Origin of the sequence: Actinoallomurus sp. NBC_01490 (assembly GCF_036227085.1) — a bacterium.
GTDB classification, from domain to species: domain Bacteria; phylum Actinomycetota; class Actinomycetes; order Streptosporangiales; family Streptosporangiaceae; genus Actinoallomurus; species Actinoallomurus oryzae.
The window spans coordinates 3329938-3348542 of the sequence record NZ_CP109433.1 but is presented as its reverse complement, the minus strand read 5'-3'; the positions used below and the strand labels follow the sequence as shown (position 1 = coordinate 3348542).

General features: G+C 71.8%; 14 protein-coding genes and 1 pseudogene. 7 read left to right on the top strand and 8 right to left on the bottom strand.

Annotated features, from left to right (window positions below):
- Position 1: 1 nt before the first annotated feature.
- Positions 2-1519, top strand: coding sequence for a DUF885 family protein (locus OG417_RS16080; RefSeq protein ID WP_329256194.1), 1518 nt, complete (start codon positions 2-4; stop codon positions 1517-1519).
- 32 nt (positions 1520-1551) lie between these two features.
- On the opposite strand, the gene OG417_RS16075 is transcribed toward OG417_RS16080, so the two are convergent.
- The gene (locus OG417_RS16075; RefSeq protein ID WP_329256192.1) at positions 1552-2037 is read right to left on the bottom strand and encodes a hypothetical protein; all 486 of its coding nucleotides are present in this window, start codon (positions 2035-2037) and stop codon (positions 1552-1554) included.
- 143 nt (positions 2038-2180) lie between these two features.
- Here OG417_RS16075 and OG417_RS16070 point away from each other — a divergent pair, with 143 nt between their 5' ends.
- Positions 2181-3623, top strand: a complete 1443-nt coding sequence (locus OG417_RS16070; protein WP_329256191.1) for a sulfatase family protein — start codon at positions 2181-2183, stop codon at positions 3621-3623.
- A 7-nt stretch (positions 3624-3630) separates the two neighbouring features.
- Here the strand turns inward: OG417_RS16070 and OG417_RS16065 are convergent, their stop codons facing one another.
- The 3 genes from OG417_RS16065 to OG417_RS16055 form a co-directional block, all read right to left on the bottom strand.
- On the bottom strand, positions 3631-4170 hold the full coding sequence (locus OG417_RS16065; RefSeq protein ID WP_329256188.1) for a YbaK/EbsC family protein: 540 nt from the start codon (positions 4168-4170) through the stop codon (positions 3631-3633).
- Between the two features lie 63 nt (positions 4171-4233).
- Entirely contained in the window at positions 4234-5076 is an 843-nt protein-coding gene (locus OG417_RS16060; RefSeq protein WP_329256187.1) for a M55 family metallopeptidase, read from the bottom strand.
- Between the two features lie 56 nt (positions 5077-5132).
- Positions 5133-8492, bottom strand: coding sequence for a phosphodiester glycosidase family protein (locus tag OG417_RS16055; RefSeq protein WP_329256185.1), 3360 nt, complete (start codon positions 8490-8492; stop codon positions 5133-5135).
- A gap of 208 nt (positions 8493-8700) precedes the next feature.
- Here OG417_RS16055 and OG417_RS16050 point away from each other — a divergent pair, with 208 nt between their 5' ends.
- The gene (locus OG417_RS16050) at positions 8701-9084 is read left to right on the top strand and encodes a RidA family protein (RefSeq protein ID WP_329256183.1); all 384 of its coding nucleotides are present in this window, start codon (positions 8701-8703) and stop codon (positions 9082-9084) included.
- A 10-nt stretch (positions 9085-9094) separates the two neighbouring features.
- On the opposite strand, the gene OG417_RS16045 is transcribed toward OG417_RS16050, so the two are convergent.
- From OG417_RS16045 to OG417_RS16030, 4 genes are all read right to left on the bottom strand, one after another.
- On the bottom strand, positions 9095-9481 hold the full coding sequence (locus OG417_RS16045) for a hypothetical protein (protein ID WP_329256180.1): 387 nt from the start codon (positions 9479-9481) through the stop codon (positions 9095-9097).
- A 13-nt stretch (positions 9482-9494) separates the two neighbouring features.
- Positions 9495-10310: a heavy metal-binding domain-containing protein gene (locus tag OG417_RS16040; protein ID WP_329256178.1), complete on the bottom strand. Its 816-nt coding sequence runs from the start codon at positions 10308-10310 to the stop codon at positions 9495-9497.
- 72 nt (positions 10311-10382) lie between these two features.
- Entirely contained in the window at positions 10383-11255 is an 873-nt protein-coding gene (locus tag OG417_RS16035; RefSeq protein ID WP_329256176.1) for a heavy metal-binding domain-containing protein, read from the bottom strand.
- A gap of 67 nt (positions 11256-11322) precedes the next feature.
- Entirely contained in the window at positions 11323-12102 is a 780-nt protein-coding gene (locus tag OG417_RS16030; RefSeq protein WP_329256174.1) for an enoyl-CoA hydratase/isomerase family protein, read from the bottom strand.
- Positions 12103-12263: 161 nt separating this feature from the next.
- On the opposite strand from OG417_RS16030, the gene OG417_RS16025 reads away from it, so the two are divergent.
- The 4 genes and pseudogenes from OG417_RS16025 (at position 12264) to OG417_RS16010 (ending at position 18567) form a co-directional block, all read left to right on the top strand.
- On the top strand, positions 12264-13283 hold the full coding sequence (locus OG417_RS16025; RefSeq protein WP_329256172.1) for an SCO2583/SCO2584 N-terminal domain-containing protein: 1020 nt from the start codon (positions 12264-12266) through the stop codon (positions 13281-13283).
- Between the two features lie 80 nt (positions 13284-13363).
- Positions 13364-14791: pseudogene (locus tag OG417_RS16020) on the top strand (SNF2 helicase-associated domain-containing protein); the annotation flags it as partial.
- A complete protein-coding gene (locus tag OG417_RS16015) occupies positions 14774-17755 on the top strand; it encodes an SNF2-related protein (protein WP_329262323.1) in 2982 nt (993 codons plus the stop codon). The pseudogene OG417_RS16020 and the gene OG417_RS16015, both read left to right, overlap by 18 nt.
- Entirely contained in the window at positions 17755-18567 is an 813-nt protein-coding gene (locus tag OG417_RS16010; protein ID WP_329256170.1) for an SWIM zinc finger family protein, read from the top strand. The genes OG417_RS16015 and OG417_RS16010 overlap by 1 nt, the downstream gene beginning before the upstream one ends.
- The last annotated feature ends 38 nt before the right edge of the window (positions 18568-18605 follow it).

Below are 18605 nucleotides of genomic sequence, written 5' to 3'. Positions count from 1 at the left end.
CATGGACGATCTGCCTCCGCGGCTGCGCGCGGTCTGCGACCTTCTCATGCCCGGGGTACGCGAAGCGGCCGGCCGGCACGAATACGACGGCCGGCTGCCCGACTACTCGGTCGCCGGCGTCGCGGACGCCCTGAGCCGGGTGGGCGCCGGCGAGCCCCTCGACGATCCGCACGACGAGGCGCACCTGCGAGCGTTCGAGGAGTTCCTGCGGATCTCCTACGGCGAGCTGGAGATGCACCGCCGTAACCCGCTCGACCATCTCGACGCCCTCGACCTGGCCTGTTACGACCGGGAGTACGCCCCGGCCGCCGAGCGCGAGGCGGCCCGGTCGCGACACCTGGCGGGCTGGCCGGAGGCGGCCGACGTCGCCGTCCGCACGCTCGACCGCGTGCCGGCGCCGGTCGCCCGGGCGCTGCTGGGCCCGGTGCGCGGCCTCGCCGCCGGGATCCCGGCCGACTCCGGCGAGGCCGGCGACAAGGCCCGTACGGCGCACGCGCGGCTCGTCGCGCACCTGGAGCACCTGGCCGAGCACGGCGACCCGGACGCCGCGCTCGGCGGCCCCGCGCTGGCCCGGCTGATGGGCGCCTCGGAGGCGCTCGACCTCGACCTCGCGGCCCTGGCCGCCGACGCCGACCGCGAACGCGACCGGCTGATGGCGCGGCTCACCGAGGCCTGTGCGCGCCTGGACCCGGCGCGGCCGGCGCTGGAGCTGTGCCGCGAGCTCGTACGGGACCATCCGGACATCGACGGCGTCATCGACGCGTCACGCGACTGGACCCGGCAGGCGCTGACGTTCACCCGCGAACGCGACCTGGTGCCCCACCACGACGGCGAGTGCCGGGTCGGCCTGGCGCCGGAGTCGCGCCGCTGGGGCATGGCGATGATGTCGTGGGCGGCGCCGGGCGAACCGGACGCGCCGTCCTGGTACCACATCACGCCGCCGGAGCCGTCCTGGCCGGAGGAGGACATCGAGGACTGGCTCCAGGTGTTCAGCGCCACGACCCTGCCGGGCGTGACGGTGCACGAGGTCGCCCCCGGTCACTTCTCGCACGGCCGCGCGCTGCGCCACGCGCCGACCGTCGTGCGCCGGACGCTGTTCTCCCTGGCCTTCGTCGAGGGCTGGGCCCACTACGCCGAGGAGCTGTGCGTCGAGGAGGGCTTCCTGGCCGACGACCCGCGGTTCGAGATCGGCGTGTGGCTGGAGGCGCTGGTCCGCGTCACCCGGCTCGCCTGCGCGATCGGCGTGCACACGGGCGCCATGACGGTCGAGGACGGGGCGCGGCGCTTCGCCGCCGACACCCACCTCGCCGGGTCCGCGGCCCACGCCGAGGCGGCGCGTGCCGTGTTCGACCCGACGTACGGCCGGTACACGCACGGCAAGCTGGAGATCCTGCGCCTGCGCGAACGCGCCCGGCGCGAGTGGGGCGACGGGTACTCCCCGCAGCGTTTCCACCGCGCGCTGTTCGAGCTCGGCTCACCGCCGCTGGGCCTTCTCGACAGTGCGCTGAAGGTCGGCTGAGTCGCCGTCGGTGCTGCCGGCGGTGCCGCTCTTCAAAAGCCGCTCCAGCGGGAGACCTCGCCGCGGCGCAGGAGCAGGCCCGCCGTCAGCAGTGCGGCGCCCGAGAACAGCATCGGCAGCATGTAGGGCACGAAGTCCAGCACCGACCCGCCCGCGGGCTCGACGACGAACAGCACGGTGAAGGGCACCATCGCGGCCAGGAACAGCGCACCGATCAGCGTGCCGGCCCGTGACATGAAGGCGATCGCGACGCGCCCGCCGCGCCACGCACGCCAGGCCAGGAGGGCGAACGCCAGCGTCCAGAACACGATGTAGGCGATGTCGCTCGCGTGGCCGCCTTCGTGGGCGCGGGCGATGCCCCAGGTCGCCATCCCCACCGAGCACAGCCAGAAGGCCGTGAAGAGGGCCACGGCGGCGACCAGGGAGAGAGGCCGGCCGCGCCGGCCGATCGTACGGACACGGCGGATCGGCGCGCGGCCGTGCTCGGAGTCCTCGGGGCCGAAGTCGGGCGGGAGCATGACCCGCGAGCGTACTCCGGCGCCCTTACGGCTCCCTGACCGATCCCTCGGGCTTCCCATCCGTGGACAAGGGCGATCCCACGGTTCTCCAAGACTCCTCGGTCACGCTGACGGACTGTCATGTCACCGACGGAAGGCCCGAGATGAAACGGCTCGTGGCACTGACCCTCGCAGCCTGCCTGGCGCTCGCCTCCTGCCGGGCGGGCGCCGCCGAGCGGACCTCGCGACAGACGGCGCACGCGGCGGAGCGGCCCAACATCGTCTTCGTGCTGACCGACGACCTCGCGAGCAACCTCGTCCCCTACATGCCGCAGCTGCAGCGCATGCAGCGGGAGGGAACGACCTTCACGCACTACTTCGTGACCGACTCGCTGTGCTGTCCCTCGCGGTCGACGACGTTCACCGGCAAGTTCCCGCACGACACCGGCGTCTTCACCAACAGCGGCGCGGACGGCGGCTACCGGGCGTTCAACGCCCACGGGAACCAGCGCAACACGTTCGCGACCGCGCTGCGGTCGGCCGGCTACCGCACCGCCATGATGGGCAAGTACCTCAACGGCTACCAGCCGGCCGACCCGGTGCCGCCGGGCTGGAGCGAGTGGGACGTCGCGGGCGACGGCTACCCGGAGTTCGACTACGCGCTCAACGAGAACGGCCGCGTCGTCAGGTACGGCCATCGGCCGAGCGACTACCTGACCGACGTGCTGAACCGCAAGGGCCAGGACTTCATCGCCCGGTCGGCCAGGGCCGGGCAGCCGTTCATGATGGAGCTGGCGACCTTCGCCCCACACGGCCCGTTCACGCCCGCGCCGCGTGACGCGGCCAGGTTCCCCGGGCTCAGGGCTCCGCGCGGACCCGCGTTCAACGAGGCCGACATGTCCGACAAGCCTGCGTGGATCAAGGACCATCCGAAGCTCACCGCGAAGCAGATCAACAAGATCGACACCTCGTTCCGCAAGCGGGCCCAGGCCGTGCAGGCGGTCGACAAGATGCTCGGCGACCTCCAGGCGGCCCTGAAGGCGAACGGCGTCGACCGCGACACCTACCTCGTGTTCGGCTCCGACAACGGCTTCCACATGGGCGAGCACCGGCTCACGCAGGGCAAGATGACCGCCTTCGACACCGACGTCAACGTGCCGCTCGTGGTGACCGGGCCCGGCGTCGCGGCCGGCCACCAGACCTCCGCGCTCGCCCAGAACACCGACCTGTGCCCGACCTTCGAGACTCTCGGCGGCGTCAAGGTGCCGGACGCGGTGGACGGCCGCTCGCTCACGCCGTTCTTCACGGGCGACACGGTGAAGGACACACGCGACGCGGTCCTGGTCGAGCACCACGGTCCCGACAACGCGGTGAACGACCCCGACCGGCCGACCAGGGCGAGCGGCAACCCGCCGAGCTACGAGGCGGTCCGCACGGCCCATGAGGTCTATGTGGAGTACGCCGACGGCGAGCGGGAGTACTACGACCTCGCCAAGGACCCGGACGAGCTGGACAACACCGTGAGCCGGGTGCCGGCGGAGCGTCTGGCCCGGCTGAGGTCGATGCTGCACCGCCTGGAGAAGTGCTCCGGCACGGCCTGCCGGTGAGAGGCGGTCAGGAGGTCACGGGGCGGGCGAGGTCCGGCAGGACCTCACCGGTCGCGATCTCGGCCAGTGACGCGCCGGGCACCACGAGCTTGGAGCGGCGCACGCCGCTGCCGACCACGACGTACGGCTGCTCGACGACCGCCGCGTCCACGAGCACCGGCCAGGCCGCCGGGAGCCCGAACGGGGTGATCCCGCCGTACTCCATCGCGGTCTCCGACACCGCCTGGTCCTGGGGCGCGAACGACGCCTTGCGCGCGTCGAGGTGCCGGCGGACCACGCCGTTGACGTCGGCGCGGGTCGTCGCCAGCACCACGCAGCCGGCGAGGCGCACGTCGCCGCCCCGTTTGCCCGCGACGATCACGCAGTTGGCGGATGCTTCGAGCGGCACGCCGTACCGCTCGCAGAACGCGGCCGTGTCGGCGAGCTCGGGATCGATCTCGGCGACCTGGAAGGAGCCCTCGCCCTTCCAGCCGCGCAGCGCCTCGGCGACGGGCGCGGCGAGCAGGTCGGTGCGGTCGAGGGCGGGCTCGAGTGTCAGTCCCCACATGTGTCGAACCCTCTCACAGGATGGCGATGGAGCCGGCCGCGCACCCGGCGCGGCCGGGGGGCGTCAGCCGTAGTGCTGGCCGGTGCAGCCGACGCTGCCGCCGATGGTCGCCAGGATGCCGAGCACCGACATGATCTGACCGTAGTCGTCGCTGGTGAACTCCACCGAGCGGGTGCCCGCGCGCTTGACGCCGGGGATCATCTCGCACGACTCGGCCATCGACGTCGACGCCCAGTCGATGCCGAGGGTGTACGGCGCCTCGACCACGTAGGGGCGGAACCGGTCGAGGTCGCGCAGCGCGCGGGCGGCCGCGGCGCGGATCAGCGACTGGGCCCGCGCGGGCGGCAGCACCTCGGCGGAGTAGCGGTCGATGCCCTTCTTCACCTCGACCGTCTCCACGTCGCCGAGCAGCACACGAGCCTCGGCGCAGGCCGCCTCGTCGCCGGTGACCAGCACCACGGGCACGCCCATCGAGCCGGCCAGGCCGGCGATCAGCCCGATCTCGCCGCAGACCTCGCCGTTGAGGTAGAGGTTCTGGATCTCATAGCCCATCCACGTGTGGTTGAGCACGCCGTGCGGCACGCCGGCGCGGGCGTGGTAGCCGACGAACATGGCCGCCTCGTGCGACGGGCCGATGCCCTGCCCCATCCGCAGCGGGCGGTACGGCCCGCGGATCAGCGTGCACCGCTCGTCGATGAGGTCGGCGCGGATGTTCTTGGTGCTGCCGTGCGCGTCGGTGACGACGACGTCACCCGCCCCGGCCTCGTACGCCCCGGCGACCGCGGCGTTCGCGTCCGCGGTCATCAGCTCGCAGCCGCGTTCGTACCCGCGGCCCCCGGCGCGCATCTCGTCCGGATCGGTGAGCCCGGAGACGCCCTCCATGTCGACCGATACGAAAACCCTCATGTGGAGAACCCCCTCGCGATACGGCAACACGACCGTACCGCGAGGGGGTGCGTGGTTCACCCGGTCACGGTCAGGGTGCGCTTTCCGGTCACGCCTCCGCTGGTGACCGAAACCGTCGCCGTGCCCGGCCGGTGTGCGGTCAGCGCGCCGGTGGACCGGTCGACCGAGACCACACGTCGGTCGCTGGAACTCCACACGTGCGACGCGGGGTCGGCGATCGGCAGGGTGAGCGAGGGCAGGTTGTCACCGCCGACGGCCGTGCCGGTCGCGGTGAGCGTCGCCTTCGCACCCGCCGCGAGCGACGACGGCCCGGTCACCGCGATCGAGGCGAGCACCGGTTCGACGGTGAAGCGGAACGTGCCCGACGGCGTGACGTGGATCAGGCCGAAATGGTAGAAGCCGCCCTTGTCCGCCGAGGCGTACGCGGGCATGCCGAGGTCGGCGAAGGTGAGCTGCGGCACACCGTCGGCCGACGGCTGCCCGAGCGGGTCCAGCACCTGCTCGGCGAAGCCACGCGCGTGCCCGTACAGCATGATCACGTGGGTGCCGCGGTGCGTCTGCTGGTACCGCTGGATGAGCCGCAGGTACATCCGGGCCTCCCAGCGGTCGCCGAACTGGCTGTTGGCCTCCGGGTGCGGGTCGTACGCCGGCTCGTGCGTGATGACCATGAGCGCCTTCGACCGGTTCGCGGTGAGCTGCTTCACGAGCCACGGGTACTGCGCCTCGGCCGGCCGCTGGTACGCGTCGGAGGACAGCAGGCCGCCGTGGGCGTTGTCGGTGACGATGACGTTCGCGGCGCCCGCGGTGTAGGCGTAGTGCGTGTCGCCGAAGACCTGCGCGAAGTTCGCGTTCTCCGGCAGGACGCCCTGGCTGATCTCGTGGTTGCCGACCACGTCGCGGTACGGCACACCGAGAGCCTTCATCTTCTGGTCGGCGTACGCCAGGTCGGCGGGTTGCCCGTCGTCGGACATGTCACCGAGGAACTGCGCGCGGTCCACGTTCAGCCCCGGCACGCGCTCGGCGATCGCGTCCATGACGTGACCGGCGGCCGAGCCGGGGTCCGAGGCGACCATGTGGGCGTCGTCGCCGGTCAGCAGCGTGGTGCCGCCCCGCCCGAAGTCCTTCGCGCTCTCCTCGTACGACAGCCAGGAGGGGTTCTTCGGGATCGGTGTGTACGGCGGCGCGGTCACCGGGCGCGGCGAGTAGAGCGCCTGCAGGCCGCTGACGTCGAGGGTGCCGCTCATGGTCGTCGGCGCGTTGATGCCGAGGAAGTCGATGAAGCTGATCTTCAGCGGGAACTTCAGGCCGGGCGGGAGCTGGGCGACGACGAGCCGCCAGTCCTTCCAGGTCACGGTCGTCGGGTAGAGGGTGGTGGTGAGGCCGTCGGCGCCGATGTAGGACTCGGCCAGGTTGATGCCGCTGCCGTCGCCCTTGACCCACAGGCCGATGCCGGTCGGATTCCTGCCCTCGGAGTCGGTCTCGGCCTGGAGCGTCGTCTTCGACGAGAGGACGAGCTGCTTGACGCCGGAGCCGCCGGGCACCGTGTAGGTGAGTCGCAGCGAGCCGGACGCCGTGGACCCGGGCGGTACGACGCCGCTCGCGAGGCTCAGGTCGGCGGGCTGCCCGGTGGTGTTGCGCAGGTTCCAGCCGGCGGGGTCGCTCATCTCGTCGATGAGTGCCGACACGCTGCCGACCGCGACCGTGGTGCTCGCCGAGGCGCCGCCCGCCGTCGCGGTCACGGTGGCGAGGCCGGACCCGCCGGCCGCCGCGGTGAACAGCCCGTGCGCGTCGACCGTGCCCAGGTTCGCCGGGGTGACCGTCCAGCGCGCCGTCTCGGCCGGGATCGGGACCGAGCCGTTGCCGGTCAGGGTGAACTGCTGGGTGGCGCCGTTGACGGCGTCGGGCTCGTCCGGGCCGATCGCGAGGGAGTCCAGCTTCGACAGCACGTGCAGCGGCTCGGTGGTCGTCACGTGGCCGTCGCGGGCGATGATGATGCCGTCGCCGGCGCGCCGGGCGGTCAGCGTGCCGTTCTGCCAGGTGGCCAGGGAGGACGGCTCGACCCGTACCTCGGGCGTGCCGGTCGCCGGGTTCCACGCGGCGTCGGTGGCGTAGACGGGGACGTCCGCCGTCGCACCCGGCACGGTCGTGACCGGCGTGCCGTCGTTGATGACCACCTTGCGGGCCGGGCCCGCGGCCTTGGCGGTCGAGTAGACGAACAGGCCGTTGGCGACGGGCCGCTCGTGGCCGTCCGAGGGCGCGTTCATCACGGACGGCTTCGTGTCGCCCGGCTTGCGGGCGACGAGTTCGCTGGAGCCTCCCCCGTCGAACAGGATCGCGCTGTCGGCACCGTGGGCGAGCAGGTATCCGGTCGCCTCGTCGGGAGTGACGCCCGAGGCGACCGACTCCCCGGCGCGCCCGTCGAGCACCACGAACGTCGCGTGCCGGCCGTCCTTGCTCAGGCCGATGGCGGTCTCGGGGTTGCGGCTGGGGTTGGCGCCCCCGGGCGGCGTTCCGGCCGGGTCCTTGTACGCCTTGCCGTCCTTGACCAGCACGGTCGCGCCGCTGATCATCTCTTTCAGGTCCGGCGTCTTCTCGCTGATCTGCAACGTGTCGCCGGGGTGCACGTTCGCGGACAGCCACTGGCCGCCCGCGCCGGCGCCGGCCAGCCCCTCCTGCCCGGCCGTGAGCCGCGGGATCGACGTGACCCCGGGCGTGACGCTGTCGACGGTGAGGGTGCCGCCGTCCGCGTGGCCGAGCACGAACGTCGACGCCGCCACGGCGGTGGGCCCGCCCAGGTCCGGGGTGACCTTGCCGACGCCGCCCTTGCCGATGTCGGTGACGGTGTTCACCGAGGTGATGGCGTGCGTGGCCGCGCCGTCGGCGACGGTGCCCGTGTAGGACTGCGGGCCGATGACCATGCTGCCGTCCGGCCGTACGCCGAGCTGGGCGTTGAAGCCGGGCTGAGGGCTCTTGAGCAGCCGCCCGCCGACGATGACGCCGCCGGTCGGGCGTCCGGTGGCGTTGATGTCGAAGTAGTCGCCGTTGATCCCGGCGACGGCGCCCGTACGGTCGCCCATCGAGGTGACGGTCTCGTCGGCGGGGTAGGTGATCTGGTTCCCCGCCTCCACCGCGCCGACGCGTACGTTGGGGTCGCCCAGGTCGACGTCGAGCACCTGCGAGTGCTGGCGCCCGCCGACCGCGTCGTAGGTCTCGGAGTAGGCGTCGACCCCGTGGGTGACCGGCACTCGCGAGGTGTGGCTCTGGTCGACCACGACCGGCCAGAAGTCCGGGGTCTTCGGCAGCCAGCCGGCGGCGTCCGTCGCCGCGTGAGCCTGCCCGGGTGGCCCGAGGGCCGTCAGAGCCGCCGAGAGTACGGCGGCCAGGGTGATCCTGCCGAGACGGTTCGCCGCGAGCACGGCGCCTCCCATGAAGTTCTCAAAGCCGCGATATGGCACACAAACCACAGCAGGAGATCATTTACGGGAGGCGACCGTTGATCGGCAAGTTTCCTACTGACTGATGACCGCCCGTGGTCAGCCCCCTTGTCGGCCCGGCTCCGGTGTGAGCGTGACGTTCCCAGGCCGTATTAGACGTGTCCGTGCTGGTCCCCTTAGCGTTCGGCGCATGACAGAGCGACGCGCGATCCTCAGCGGCTCGACCTTCGAGGAGCAGATCGGCTACGCCCGCGCCGTGGTCGACGGCGATCGGGTCCATGTGTCCGGGACGACCGGGTTCGACTACACCACCATGACGATCTCCGACGACGTCGTGGAGCAGGCCGAGCAGTGCCTGCGCAACATCGAGGCCGCGCTGGCCGAGGCGAAGTGCACCTTCGCCGACGTAGTGCGGGTGCGCTATCTGCTGCCCGACCGGGCCGACTTCGAGCCCTGTTGGCCGGTGCTGCGCCGCTGCTTCGGCGAGGTACGGCCGGCCGCCACGATGCTCGTGTGCGGTCTCGCCGACCCCCGCATGAGGATCGAGATCGAGGTGGACGCGCGACGGCCGTGAGACGGGCGGGTCAGGCGCCGGTGACCAGGCGGCGCAGGGCCTCGGCGGCGCGGGCGTCCGCCTCGGCCTGGGCGACCAGCTCGCGGGCCAGCGTCTGGACCCACACGTCCAGGCTCACCTGGTCGCGGGACAGCACCACGCCGCGTACCTCGTGATGGATTTCGGCGACCGGCCGGTGACCGCCCGTCAGCGAGAGGGTGCGCTCGCCCAGCCGGACCACGATCCGGCTGGGGTGACCCTGGCGGCCCTTGAGACGGTCGCCGAGGCTCCGCTCGTACTCGACCGTCACGCTGCCCGGCGGCAGGGCGTCGGCCAGGGTCACCGTGAGCACACGCGCGTAGGTGGCGACGTCCGCCGCGTCCTGCCGCAGCGCGGCGGCCACCATGTCGAATTCCATGAGGACAAGTGAATCAGCGGTCGAGGCCGAGTACCATCTGCGGCTTGGCGATCACGTGATCGGCACGCAGCGGGCGTACGGCGGTGCCGATGGCGAAGAACTCCATCGTGTGGCCGCCCCACTGGTGGTGGAACTGGTCCAGGTACACCCCGACGATGCCCTCGGCGTGCAGCGCCTGGCCCTCGGCCTGCATGCGGCTCATCGCCAGCTCCCGCGCGTCGTACAGGGCCTGGGTGAACTCCGGGATCTCGACGTTCTGCCCCATGCTGCCGAGCACCGACCCGAGCCGCCGGTGGGCGACGTGGTACACGCACGTGCCCATCACCATGCCCAGCGGGGCGTAGCCCGCCTGGATGAGCGTCCAGAAGTCCTGGCCGTTCAGGTCGGAGGTGAACGGCTGGTTCTTGTTGTTGCGCCAGTTCTGGGAGGTGTCGTCGGCCTTGACCGCGGTGCCGATGGCGATGAACTCGGCGATGTCGCTGCCGAAGTCGCGGAACTCCACGCGCAGGCGGACCCCGACGATGCCGTCCGCGCCGAGCTGGTCGGCCTCGGCCTCCATACGGGTCATCGCCAGCTCACGCGCGTGGTACATCGCGCCGGACAGCTGGTCGAGCTCCATGTTCTTGCTCCACCGGCCGACCTGGATGCCGACGTGGTAGATCGAGCTGCCCAGCACCAGGCCGAGCGGCCGGAAGCCCGCCTCGCGGACCAGCAGGAACTCGTTGACGGACAGGTCGCTGGTGAACAGTGCCCCGGGGGCGCCCGGCCGTAGCTCGGCGAGGCGTGCCATCGCGTCGGCGGGAACTCCCTGGGAAACCGGATCGGTCATAAGACCTCCTTCGTCGGCCTCATGACCAACGGTGCTGTGCTTGCCGATTCCCTCGCTTCGCTCGGTCATGGGCTACAACCTCATGATCGTCAGCGAGGAGGGCGGGTGGTGGGACGTGCGGAACTCGGCGACGGCGGTGCCGATGACCGTCGTCTCGACGACGTGGTCGTGCTGCTTGTCGTTGGAGGAGCATTCGCGCCCGCTCACGCGCAGGTCGATGCCGGACACCACGACGCCGTCGGCGCCGGTCCGCGCGGTGTCGGACATGAAGTGCGCGCGTGCCTCGTGCCGGGTGACCGAGACCAGCTCGGTCCAGCCCATCACCTCCTGGGCGGGGGCGAACGTCCCGGTCGACCAGCCGGTGCGCCAGTCGTCGTGGCGTACGCCCACCGAGGCGCCCATCACCAGGTCGACCGGCACCCAGCCGGTCTGGATGAGCTTGGCGAAGTCCTGGCCGCTCAGGTGCGACATGAAGACCCGGCCGGGCCGTACGGGACCGGCCGCGCGCACGGCCGTGCCGACCGCCTGGAACTCCAGGTGGTGTGAGGCCCCCTGGAACGGCGCGATCGTGAGCTCCACCGCGACGACGCCGTCGCCGCCGAGCGCCGCGCACTCCGCGGCCATGCGGCTCATCGCGGCGTGCCGGGCGCGGTAGAGCGTGTCGACGTACGCGCCGTACCCGCTCCAGGCCCCCTGCATGCCCGACGTGATGGTCACGGCGGTGCCCGATCCGAAGAGCCCGCCGCGGTAGCCGCAGTCGGCCCGCGCGCGGTACCACCAGCCGAGGTTGTGGACCGTGCTGCCCATCACCTGGCCGACCGGTTCGAACCCGATGGAGCGCAGGCCGGCGAACTCACCGACGCTCAGACTGGAGGTCCACGTGCCGGCCTGCCGTGCCTGGCCGAGCCGGGCCATGGCGACCGGCGGCAACTGCGGCTGGGCCACGCTCACCTCCATGGTCTTCGGTACGGGTCCACGAGCTGTGACGTACGGGACGGGAGGCGGGTTCCGCTCAGCGGCCGGTGAACTTCGCCTTTCCCGGTCCCTCCTCGACGAAGCCGCGCATCCCGATCTTCTGGTCATCGGTGGCGAACAGGCCGGAGAAGTGCAGCCGCTCGATCTCCAGACCGGTGGCGAGGTCGGCCTCCAGGCCCGCGTCGACGGCCTGCTTGGCGGCGCGCAGCGCCGCGGCGGGGCCGCCGGCGTACCGCGCGGCCATCTCCTTGGCCGCCTCGTACACCTCGGCGTCCGGCACGACCTTGTCGACGAGCCCGAGGGCGAGGGCCTCGTCCGCCGGGACGTGACGGCCCGTGAAGATCAGGTCCTTGGCGCGGGACGGGCCGATCAGCCGCGGCAGCCGCTGCGTGCCGCCGGCGCCGGGGATGACGCCGAGCAGGATCTCCGGCTGCCCCACCTTCGCCGACTCGCCGGCGACGCGGAAGTCGGCGCACAGCGCGAGTTCCAGGCCGCCGCCGAGCGCGTACCCGGTGATCGCGGCCACGACCGGCGCGCCGATCGCGGCGACGGCGTCCAGCCCCCGCTGGAGGGCACGGCAGTGCTCGGCCGCCTCGACGTAGGACAGCTCGGCCATCTCCTTGATGTCCGCGCCGGCCGCGAAGACGCGCTCGCCGCCGTAGAGGACCACCGCGCGCACGGCCGGGTCGGCGTCGGCGGCACGCGCCGCCTCGGCCAGCTCGTCGCGCAACCGCGCGTTGATGGCGTTCATCTTGGGCCGGTCCAGCCGGATCGTGGCCACCGCGTCGGAGACCTCGAGACGCACGAACTCCCCCACTGCCCCTCCCAAACGATCGACTGCGCTGCGTCCGCGAGCCTAACGCGCGACGCCCTCCGGCGTAACGGCAGGTCAACTCGGCGCAGTCACCTCTTCCGTCAAGACGCCCGGGATCGCTACTGTTCAGCGGCTCATCTTTGATCATTGAATGGAACACCGCCATGCCGGGCGAGCCCGACCACCTTTCCTTCGACGAGGACTTCGTCAACAGCGCAGCGTTCACCGAACCCTCGGCGCGGGAGCGCGGCAGGCGCCCCGGATGGCGGAAGCGCCGGCGGCTCGCCCGCGCGGAACGACGGCGGCGCCGGGCGGCGCGGTGGCAGCGGCCCGGCACCGGCTCGCGGGCGAGAACGACCGTCACGGTGCTCGTGGTCCTCCTCGCGTGCGTCGCGGTCGGCGCGCTCGGCTGGAAGGTCCGCGGTGGCCGGGGGCTGTCCCCGGAGACGACGCCGGTCCGGAGGGGCGCGGTTCCGACGCTGAGCGCGACCGACCCGTTCGAGAGCTCGCCCGCCGCGTCGTACGCCGCCGGCGCCGCCGGCATCGCGCCGCCGCCCGCGATCGCGACGGGCGGCCTGTCCGCGCGCGACGTCGAGGCGGCGTACGCGAGGACCAGGAAGCGCCTCGTCGCGGCGGGGCTGGACCGGCAGACACTGCTCGGCGGCAGCCCCGACGCCCTCGCCCGCGCGGTGGGCCCGGACGAGCGGTCCTACTTCGTCAACAACCTCAACAATCCCGACCTCGACAAGCGCACCCGCTCGTGGGCCGTGACGTTCGCGCCGAACACCGCCGCCCTCTCCGGCCCGGTCATCAAGGTGCACGGCACCATGTCGGCGCACCCGTCGGCCGTCTCCGGCGTGCGCGGCGCGGGTGTGCGGTTCGACTACCTGTTCGTCTATCCGATCCAACGGCCCGGCGCGCCCGCCACGCTGGAGCGGCTCGTGGTGCGGCTCAGCGGCGAACTCGTCTTCTACTCACGCGGCGGCACCCTGCACAGCCACACCTCCCGTTGGGAGGTCTTCTCCGACCCGGCCCGGTGCGACGTACGCGACGGGTTCATCCATCCGAGCTACCACGACTCGGCGCCGGAGCGGTCGCCCAGGACCGGATCGGTACGGGACCCGTACGACCAGTCCCGGCCGGTGCCGGGCGACGAGAAGTGCTACCGCTCGTCCGGAACCTGACCGGTACGCCGTCACGGGCCGCGAGAGTCGGAGGCGGCTGGTAGCTTCGCCGGGGTCCGTCACGTTGGGAGGCACGGGGGATGCTGGTCGCGCACGCCGCCTGGCACGGCGGTGCGCTGTGCCTGTGGGCGGAGGACCCCGCGCTGCCGGCGACCACGCGTGTCCGCGCCACTCCCCGGCCGCACCCGTTCGCCGCGGCCGACTTCGCCGGCACCTCCTACGCCGGGCTCACCGCCGGGGCCATGCGGGTCACGTTGCCGCTGCTCCTGCCGGGCTCGGCCGGCGGCCCGCTGCCCTCACCGGAGCTGGCCCGCGAGCCGTCCGCCAAGCGTCCCGCCGCCCATCTGTGGCGCGTGCCGGCGCTGGCCCTCGACCCGTTCGCCGCGATGGCCCTGCTCTCGTCCTCCGGCGACACCGCCGACGACGTCGTACGCGGCGCCGACCTGCGGTTCTTCGCACTCGTCGCCGACGAGGCGATGCACCTCGCCGGGCGCGGCCGGGTGCTGCCCGCGCTCGTACGCGAGGACGGCGACCTGACCGCCCGCTGGCGGCCGGTGATCACCGGCGCGGACGCCGAGCGGTTCCGCGAGCTGGCCCGCGCGATGCCACCCGCCTGTCGCGCCGCCGACGGCGGGCGTCCCGCGGCGGAGCTGCTGCTGGAGACGCTGACCGGCCTGACCGACGCGGCGGTGCGCGGCATCGTCCCCCACCCGCTGCTGCCCGAGCGCACCGGCCGGGTGCCCGACCGGCTGCCGCTCGCCGAACGCTGGGCGGCGGCGCTGACCGGCCCGGATCCGGCCGTGGCGCGCGAGCCGGGCGACGACCCGGCCGCCCTCGCCGACGCCCTCGACGACTGGGCGGCGGCCGCGAGCCGTCCGTCGGGCCCGCTGCGCGTCTGCTTCCGGCTCGCCGAGCCGCCCGAGGACGATCCCGGCGGGCCGTGGTCGGTGCAGTTCGCGCTGCAGGGCACCGACGACCCGAGCCTCTACGTCCCGGCCGCCGCGATCTGGACCGGCGAGGTCACCTCGGTCGCCGACGCCGAGGAGACGCTCCTCGCCGGCCTGGGCCGGGCGCTGCGGCTCTATCCGTCGATCGCCGAGGCCCTGCGGGTGGCCACGCCGACGAGCGTCACCACGGACGCCGCGGGCGCGTTCGCGTTCCTGCGCGAGGTCGCGCCGCTGCTGTCGGCGGCCGGGTTCGGCGTACAGCTGCCCCAGTGGGCCGGACGGGCGCGGCTCGGCACGAAGCTGACGACGCGCACCAAGACCGAGTCCTCCGGCGCCACCGCCTCCTCCGGGTTCGGCCTCGGCGACCTCGTCGACTTCCGCTGGGACCTGGCGATCGAGGGCGAGGACATCACCGAGGAGGAGCTGGCCGAGCTGGCCCGGCTGAAGGCGCCGCTGGTCCGGCTGCGCGGCCGCTGGGTGGAGCTGGACGACGCACAGCTCAAGGCGGCGCTGGACTTCCTCAGCCGGGGCCGCGCGGGAGAGATGAGCGCGGCCCAGGCGGTCCGCGCCGCCATCCACGCGGGCGACGACACACTGCCGCTGCTCCAGATCGACGCCGACGGCGCTTTGGGCGACCTGCTGTCCGGCGAGGCCGACCGCCGCCTGGAGCCCATCCCGACCCCGGACGGCTTCGAGGGCACCCTGCGCCCGTACCAGGAACGCGGCCTGGCCTGGCTGTCCTTTTTGGACAGTTTGGGGCTAGGTGCAGTACTTGCAGACGATATGGGATTGGGGAAATGCATTTCACCCGATACTCCCATTTTGGTCGATGGTGCGCTGATCAAAGCCAAGGACGTGTGGGCCCGCTTCGCCGGCCCCGCGGAATTCGACGGCGAAGGCGAATGGGCACGTCCCACCGAGCCCCTGATGACCAACTCACTGGACCAGAGCGGCCGCGTCGTCACGACCGAGATATCGCGCCTGTATCGACAGTACATCCGCGAGCCGCTACGCCACTTCACTCTTTCCGATGGCAGTTCGATCACGGTGACCCGCCGTCATCGGTTCCTCGGCCTCAACGGGTGGACGAACGACATCAGCCCCGGCGACCGGCTCTGCGTACCCGCACGGCTGCTTCAGACCGGCCGGCCGGTCGATCCCGACCTGACGATCCTCCTCGCCTGGCAGATCAGCGAAGGACACGAAGACGAGAACTGGCGCCTCAGGATCACACAGAAGAAGGTCGATGTCCTTGAAGATCTTCACCGGCGCCTGCTGGGGATAGGGAAGCGATTCGCTCTCAGGCTCAACAAGCCGGCCATACTCGCGCCGACTCCACCCCGCTCCTGCTCGACACTGCGGCTCTGCAGCGAGGCATACGCGCGCTTCCTCGAGGAACGCGGATATCGCTGGGGTCGCGTATCCGCTCACAAGAAGATCCCAGACTTCATCGTCACGGCGGACGACCGCACCGTGCGCCTCTTCCTTCGCCACTACTTCGCCGCCGAAGCCTCGGTGAATGCCAGGATGCGCACGATCGAGATCTCTTCTGCGTCATCGTTCTTGATGCAGCAGCTCTCCACGATGCTTCGACGGTTCGGCATCTGGCTTCGGCTTTCCACGAAAATGAAGCATGCCGCTAATGGAACCCGGATCAAACGGCCGTACACCGTAGGGCTGATCGGCGGGTCGAGCGCTCGGCTCTTCCGCGAGCACATCGGCATCGCCGACCCAGAAAAACAGGAAAAGCTCGACAGGGTCTGCGAACTCCCTGCGAACACCAATGTCGAGGGCATACCCGGCAGTGATCTGCTGTCGGCGGCACGCACTCTCACCGGGCTACCGATGCGGCATTTCGGCGTGAAGCCCGTGTACTTCGACGGCGGCCAGGAACTCTCCAAGAACTCGGCGAAGGCTGTTGTCGCGGCGATGGACCGCGTCCTCGACGGCCGGGCTCTGGCCGAGTACTCCGCCCGCCCCAAGAGCAAGTGGACCGCCGCGACACTCGCCGCGTACGCGCGCCTCGACCGCGACAAGTTGATCGCCATCCGCGAGACGTTGAACGACCGAGTGGACCGGCAGGCGTTCTACACGACCGTCGTGTCAGTGGCGGACGTCGACTACGAGGGCTGGGTCTACGACTTCGAGGTTCCCGAGCACCACAACTACGTCGCGGCGGGGATGTTCTGCCACAACACCGCCCAGACGCTGGCGTTGCTGGAGCGCGGTCGCACGTCGGCCGCCGGAGGACCGACGCTGCTCATCGGGCCGATGTCGCTCATCGGCAACTGGCAGCGGGAGGCGGCGCGGTTCACGCCCAAGCTGCGTGTGTACGTCCACCACGGCGGTGGGCGGCATCGTGGGGAGGATCTGGAGCGGGCCGTGCGCGACGCCGACCTCGTCCTCACCACCTACGGCACGGCCGCTCGCGACCGTGAGGCGCTGGCGGCGATCGAGTGGGACCGCGTGGTCTGCGACGAGGCGCAGGCGCTGAAGAACAGCGGCACCCGGCAGGCGCAGGCGGTGCGGAGCATTCCCGCGCGCGGCCGGCTCGCGCTCACCGGCACGCCCGTCGAGAACCACCTGACCGAGCTGTGGTCGATCATGGAGTTCGCCAACCCGGGTCTGCTCGGGCCGCGGCAGGCGTTCCGCGAGCGGTTCGCCGCGCCGATCGAGGCGCACGGCGACCAGGAGGCCGCGGCGGCGCTCGCCCGGGCCACCGGGCCGTTCATCCTGCGGCGCCTGAAGACCGACAAGTCGATCATCACCGACCTGCCGGAGAAGCAGGAGATCAAGGTCTGGTGCAACCTCACGCCCGAGCAGGCCTCGCTCTACCAGGCGACGGTCGAGGACATGCTCGACCGCATCGCGAACAGCGAGGGCATGGAGCGGCGCGGCCTCGTCCTGGCGACCATGGCCAAGCTCAAGCAGGTCTGCAACCACCCCGCCCACCTGCTGAAAGACGGCTCACGGCTGCCCGGCCGCTCGGGAAAGCTGGAGCGCCTGGAGGAGATCTGCGCCGAGGTCGTGGAGCAGGGCGAGAAGGCCCTCGTCTTCACCCAGTACTCGGAGTTCGGCGCGATGCTCCAGCCCCACCTGGAGGCGCGGCTCGACCGGCCGGTGCTGTGGCTGCACGGCGGCACCACCAAGAAACGCCGTGACGAGCTGATCCGCCGGTTCCAGCAGGACGCCGAGCCGTCGGTCTTCCTGCTGTCGCTGAAGGCCGCCGGCACCGGGCTGAACCTCACCGCCGCCAACCACGTGATCCACGTCGACCGCTGGTGGAACCCCGCGGTCGAGGACCAGGCCACCGACCGGGCGTTCCGCATCGGCCAGACCAAGAACGTCCAGGTCCGCAAGTTCATCTGCGTGGGCACCATGGAGGAGCGCGTCGACGAGATGATCGAGCGCAAGAAGGCCCTGGCCGAGCGCATCGTCGGCACCGGCGAGGGCTGGCTCACCGAGCTGTCCGTCGCCGAGCTGCGTGACGTCGTACGCCTCGGGTCCGAGGCGGTGAGCGCCTGATGCCGATGTACGGTTCCCCGCGGCCGGTCGAGGGCGGGCTGCGCGCCCGCAGCGAGCGCGGCACGATCGGCGAGGAGTGGTGGTCGCGCCGCTTCATCGACGTACTGGAGTCCTTCGCCGACAAGGGCCGCCTGAGCCGGGGACGCGCGTACGCCCGCAAGGGCCAGGTGGTCGACCTGAAGGTGGACGCGTACGAGGTCACCGCCCGGGTGCAGGGCTCGGAGGCCGATCCGTACGACGTGGCGATCGGCATCGACGCGATCGACGAGCCGACGTGGGCGGCGATCGAGGAGGCGCTGGCCTCGCAGGCGGTCTTCCGCGCGCGGCTGCTGGCGGGCGAGATGCCGCCGGAGATCGAGGACGTCTTCGGTGCGTTCGGCATCCCGCTGTTCCCCGGAGCCTCGGGTGACATGCACATCATGTGCAGCTGCCCCGACTGGGGCGAGCCCTGCAAACACGCCGCCGCCGTCCTCTACCTCCTGGCCGAGGCGTTCGACGACGATCCCTTCCTGATCCTCGCGTGGAACGGCCGCACCAAAGAACACCTGCTGACGAGCCTGCGCCGTCTCGACTCGGCCGACGCGGCGGCCGAGGCCGACCCGCTGGAGGTCGATGAGACGCCGATCGCCGAGCGCCTGGACGACTTCTGGACCCCGGCCGCGGTCCGCGACCGCCCGCCCGCTCCCCCGATGCCGCCGGGCCTGCTGCTGAAGCTCCTCGACCCGCCGAAGGTCAAGGTGCGCCGCAGGGAGCTCACCGACGTGCTCCGCCCCGCGTACGAGGCTCTGTCCGGCCTGGGCGAGGACGAATAGCCCCGGCGGCCGGATCCGGGAGGGGTCCCGAGCCTTCG

Bases quoted from the DNA above. Each gene is read 5' to 3' on its own strand.
- OG417_RS16080 (WP_329256194.1), top strand. From the start codon at position 2: ATGGACGATCTGCCTCCGCGGCTGCGCGCGGTCTGCGACCTTCTCATG.
- OG417_RS16075 (WP_329256192.1), bottom strand. From the start codon at position 2,037: ATGCTCCCGCCCGACTTCGGCCCCGAGGACTCCGAGCACGGCCGCGCG.
- OG417_RS16070 (WP_329256191.1), top strand. From the start codon at position 2,181: ATGAAACGGCTCGTGGCACTGACCCTCGCAGCCTGCCTGGCGCTCGCC.
- OG417_RS16065 (WP_329256188.1), bottom strand. From the start codon at position 4,170: ATGTGGGGACTGACACTCGAGCCCGCCCTCGACCGCACCGACCTGCTC.
- OG417_RS16060 (WP_329256187.1), bottom strand. From the start codon at position 5,076: ATGAGGGTTTTCGTATCGGTCGACATGGAGGGCGTCTCCGGGCTCACC.
- OG417_RS16050 (WP_329256183.1), top strand. From the start codon at position 8,701: ATGACAGAGCGACGCGCGATCCTCAGCGGCTCGACCTTCGAGGAGCAG.
- OG417_RS16045 (WP_329256180.1), bottom strand. From the start codon at position 9,481: ATGGAATTCGACATGGTGGCCGCCGCGCTGCGGCAGGACGCGGCGGAC.
- OG417_RS16040 (WP_329256178.1), bottom strand. From the start codon at position 10,310: ATGACCGATCCGGTTTCCCAGGGAGTTCCCGCCGACGCGATGGCACGC.
- OG417_RS16025 (WP_329256172.1), top strand. From the start codon at position 12,264: ATGCCGGGCGAGCCCGACCACCTTTCCTTCGACGAGGACTTCGTCAAC.
- OG417_RS16015 (WP_329262323.1), top strand. From the start codon at position 14,774: ATGAGCGCGGCCCAGGCGGTCCGCGCCGCCATCCACGCGGGCGACGAC.
- OG417_RS16010 (WP_329256170.1), top strand. From the start codon at position 17,755: ATGCCGATGTACGGTTCCCCGCGGCCGGTCGAGGGCGGGCTGCGCGCC.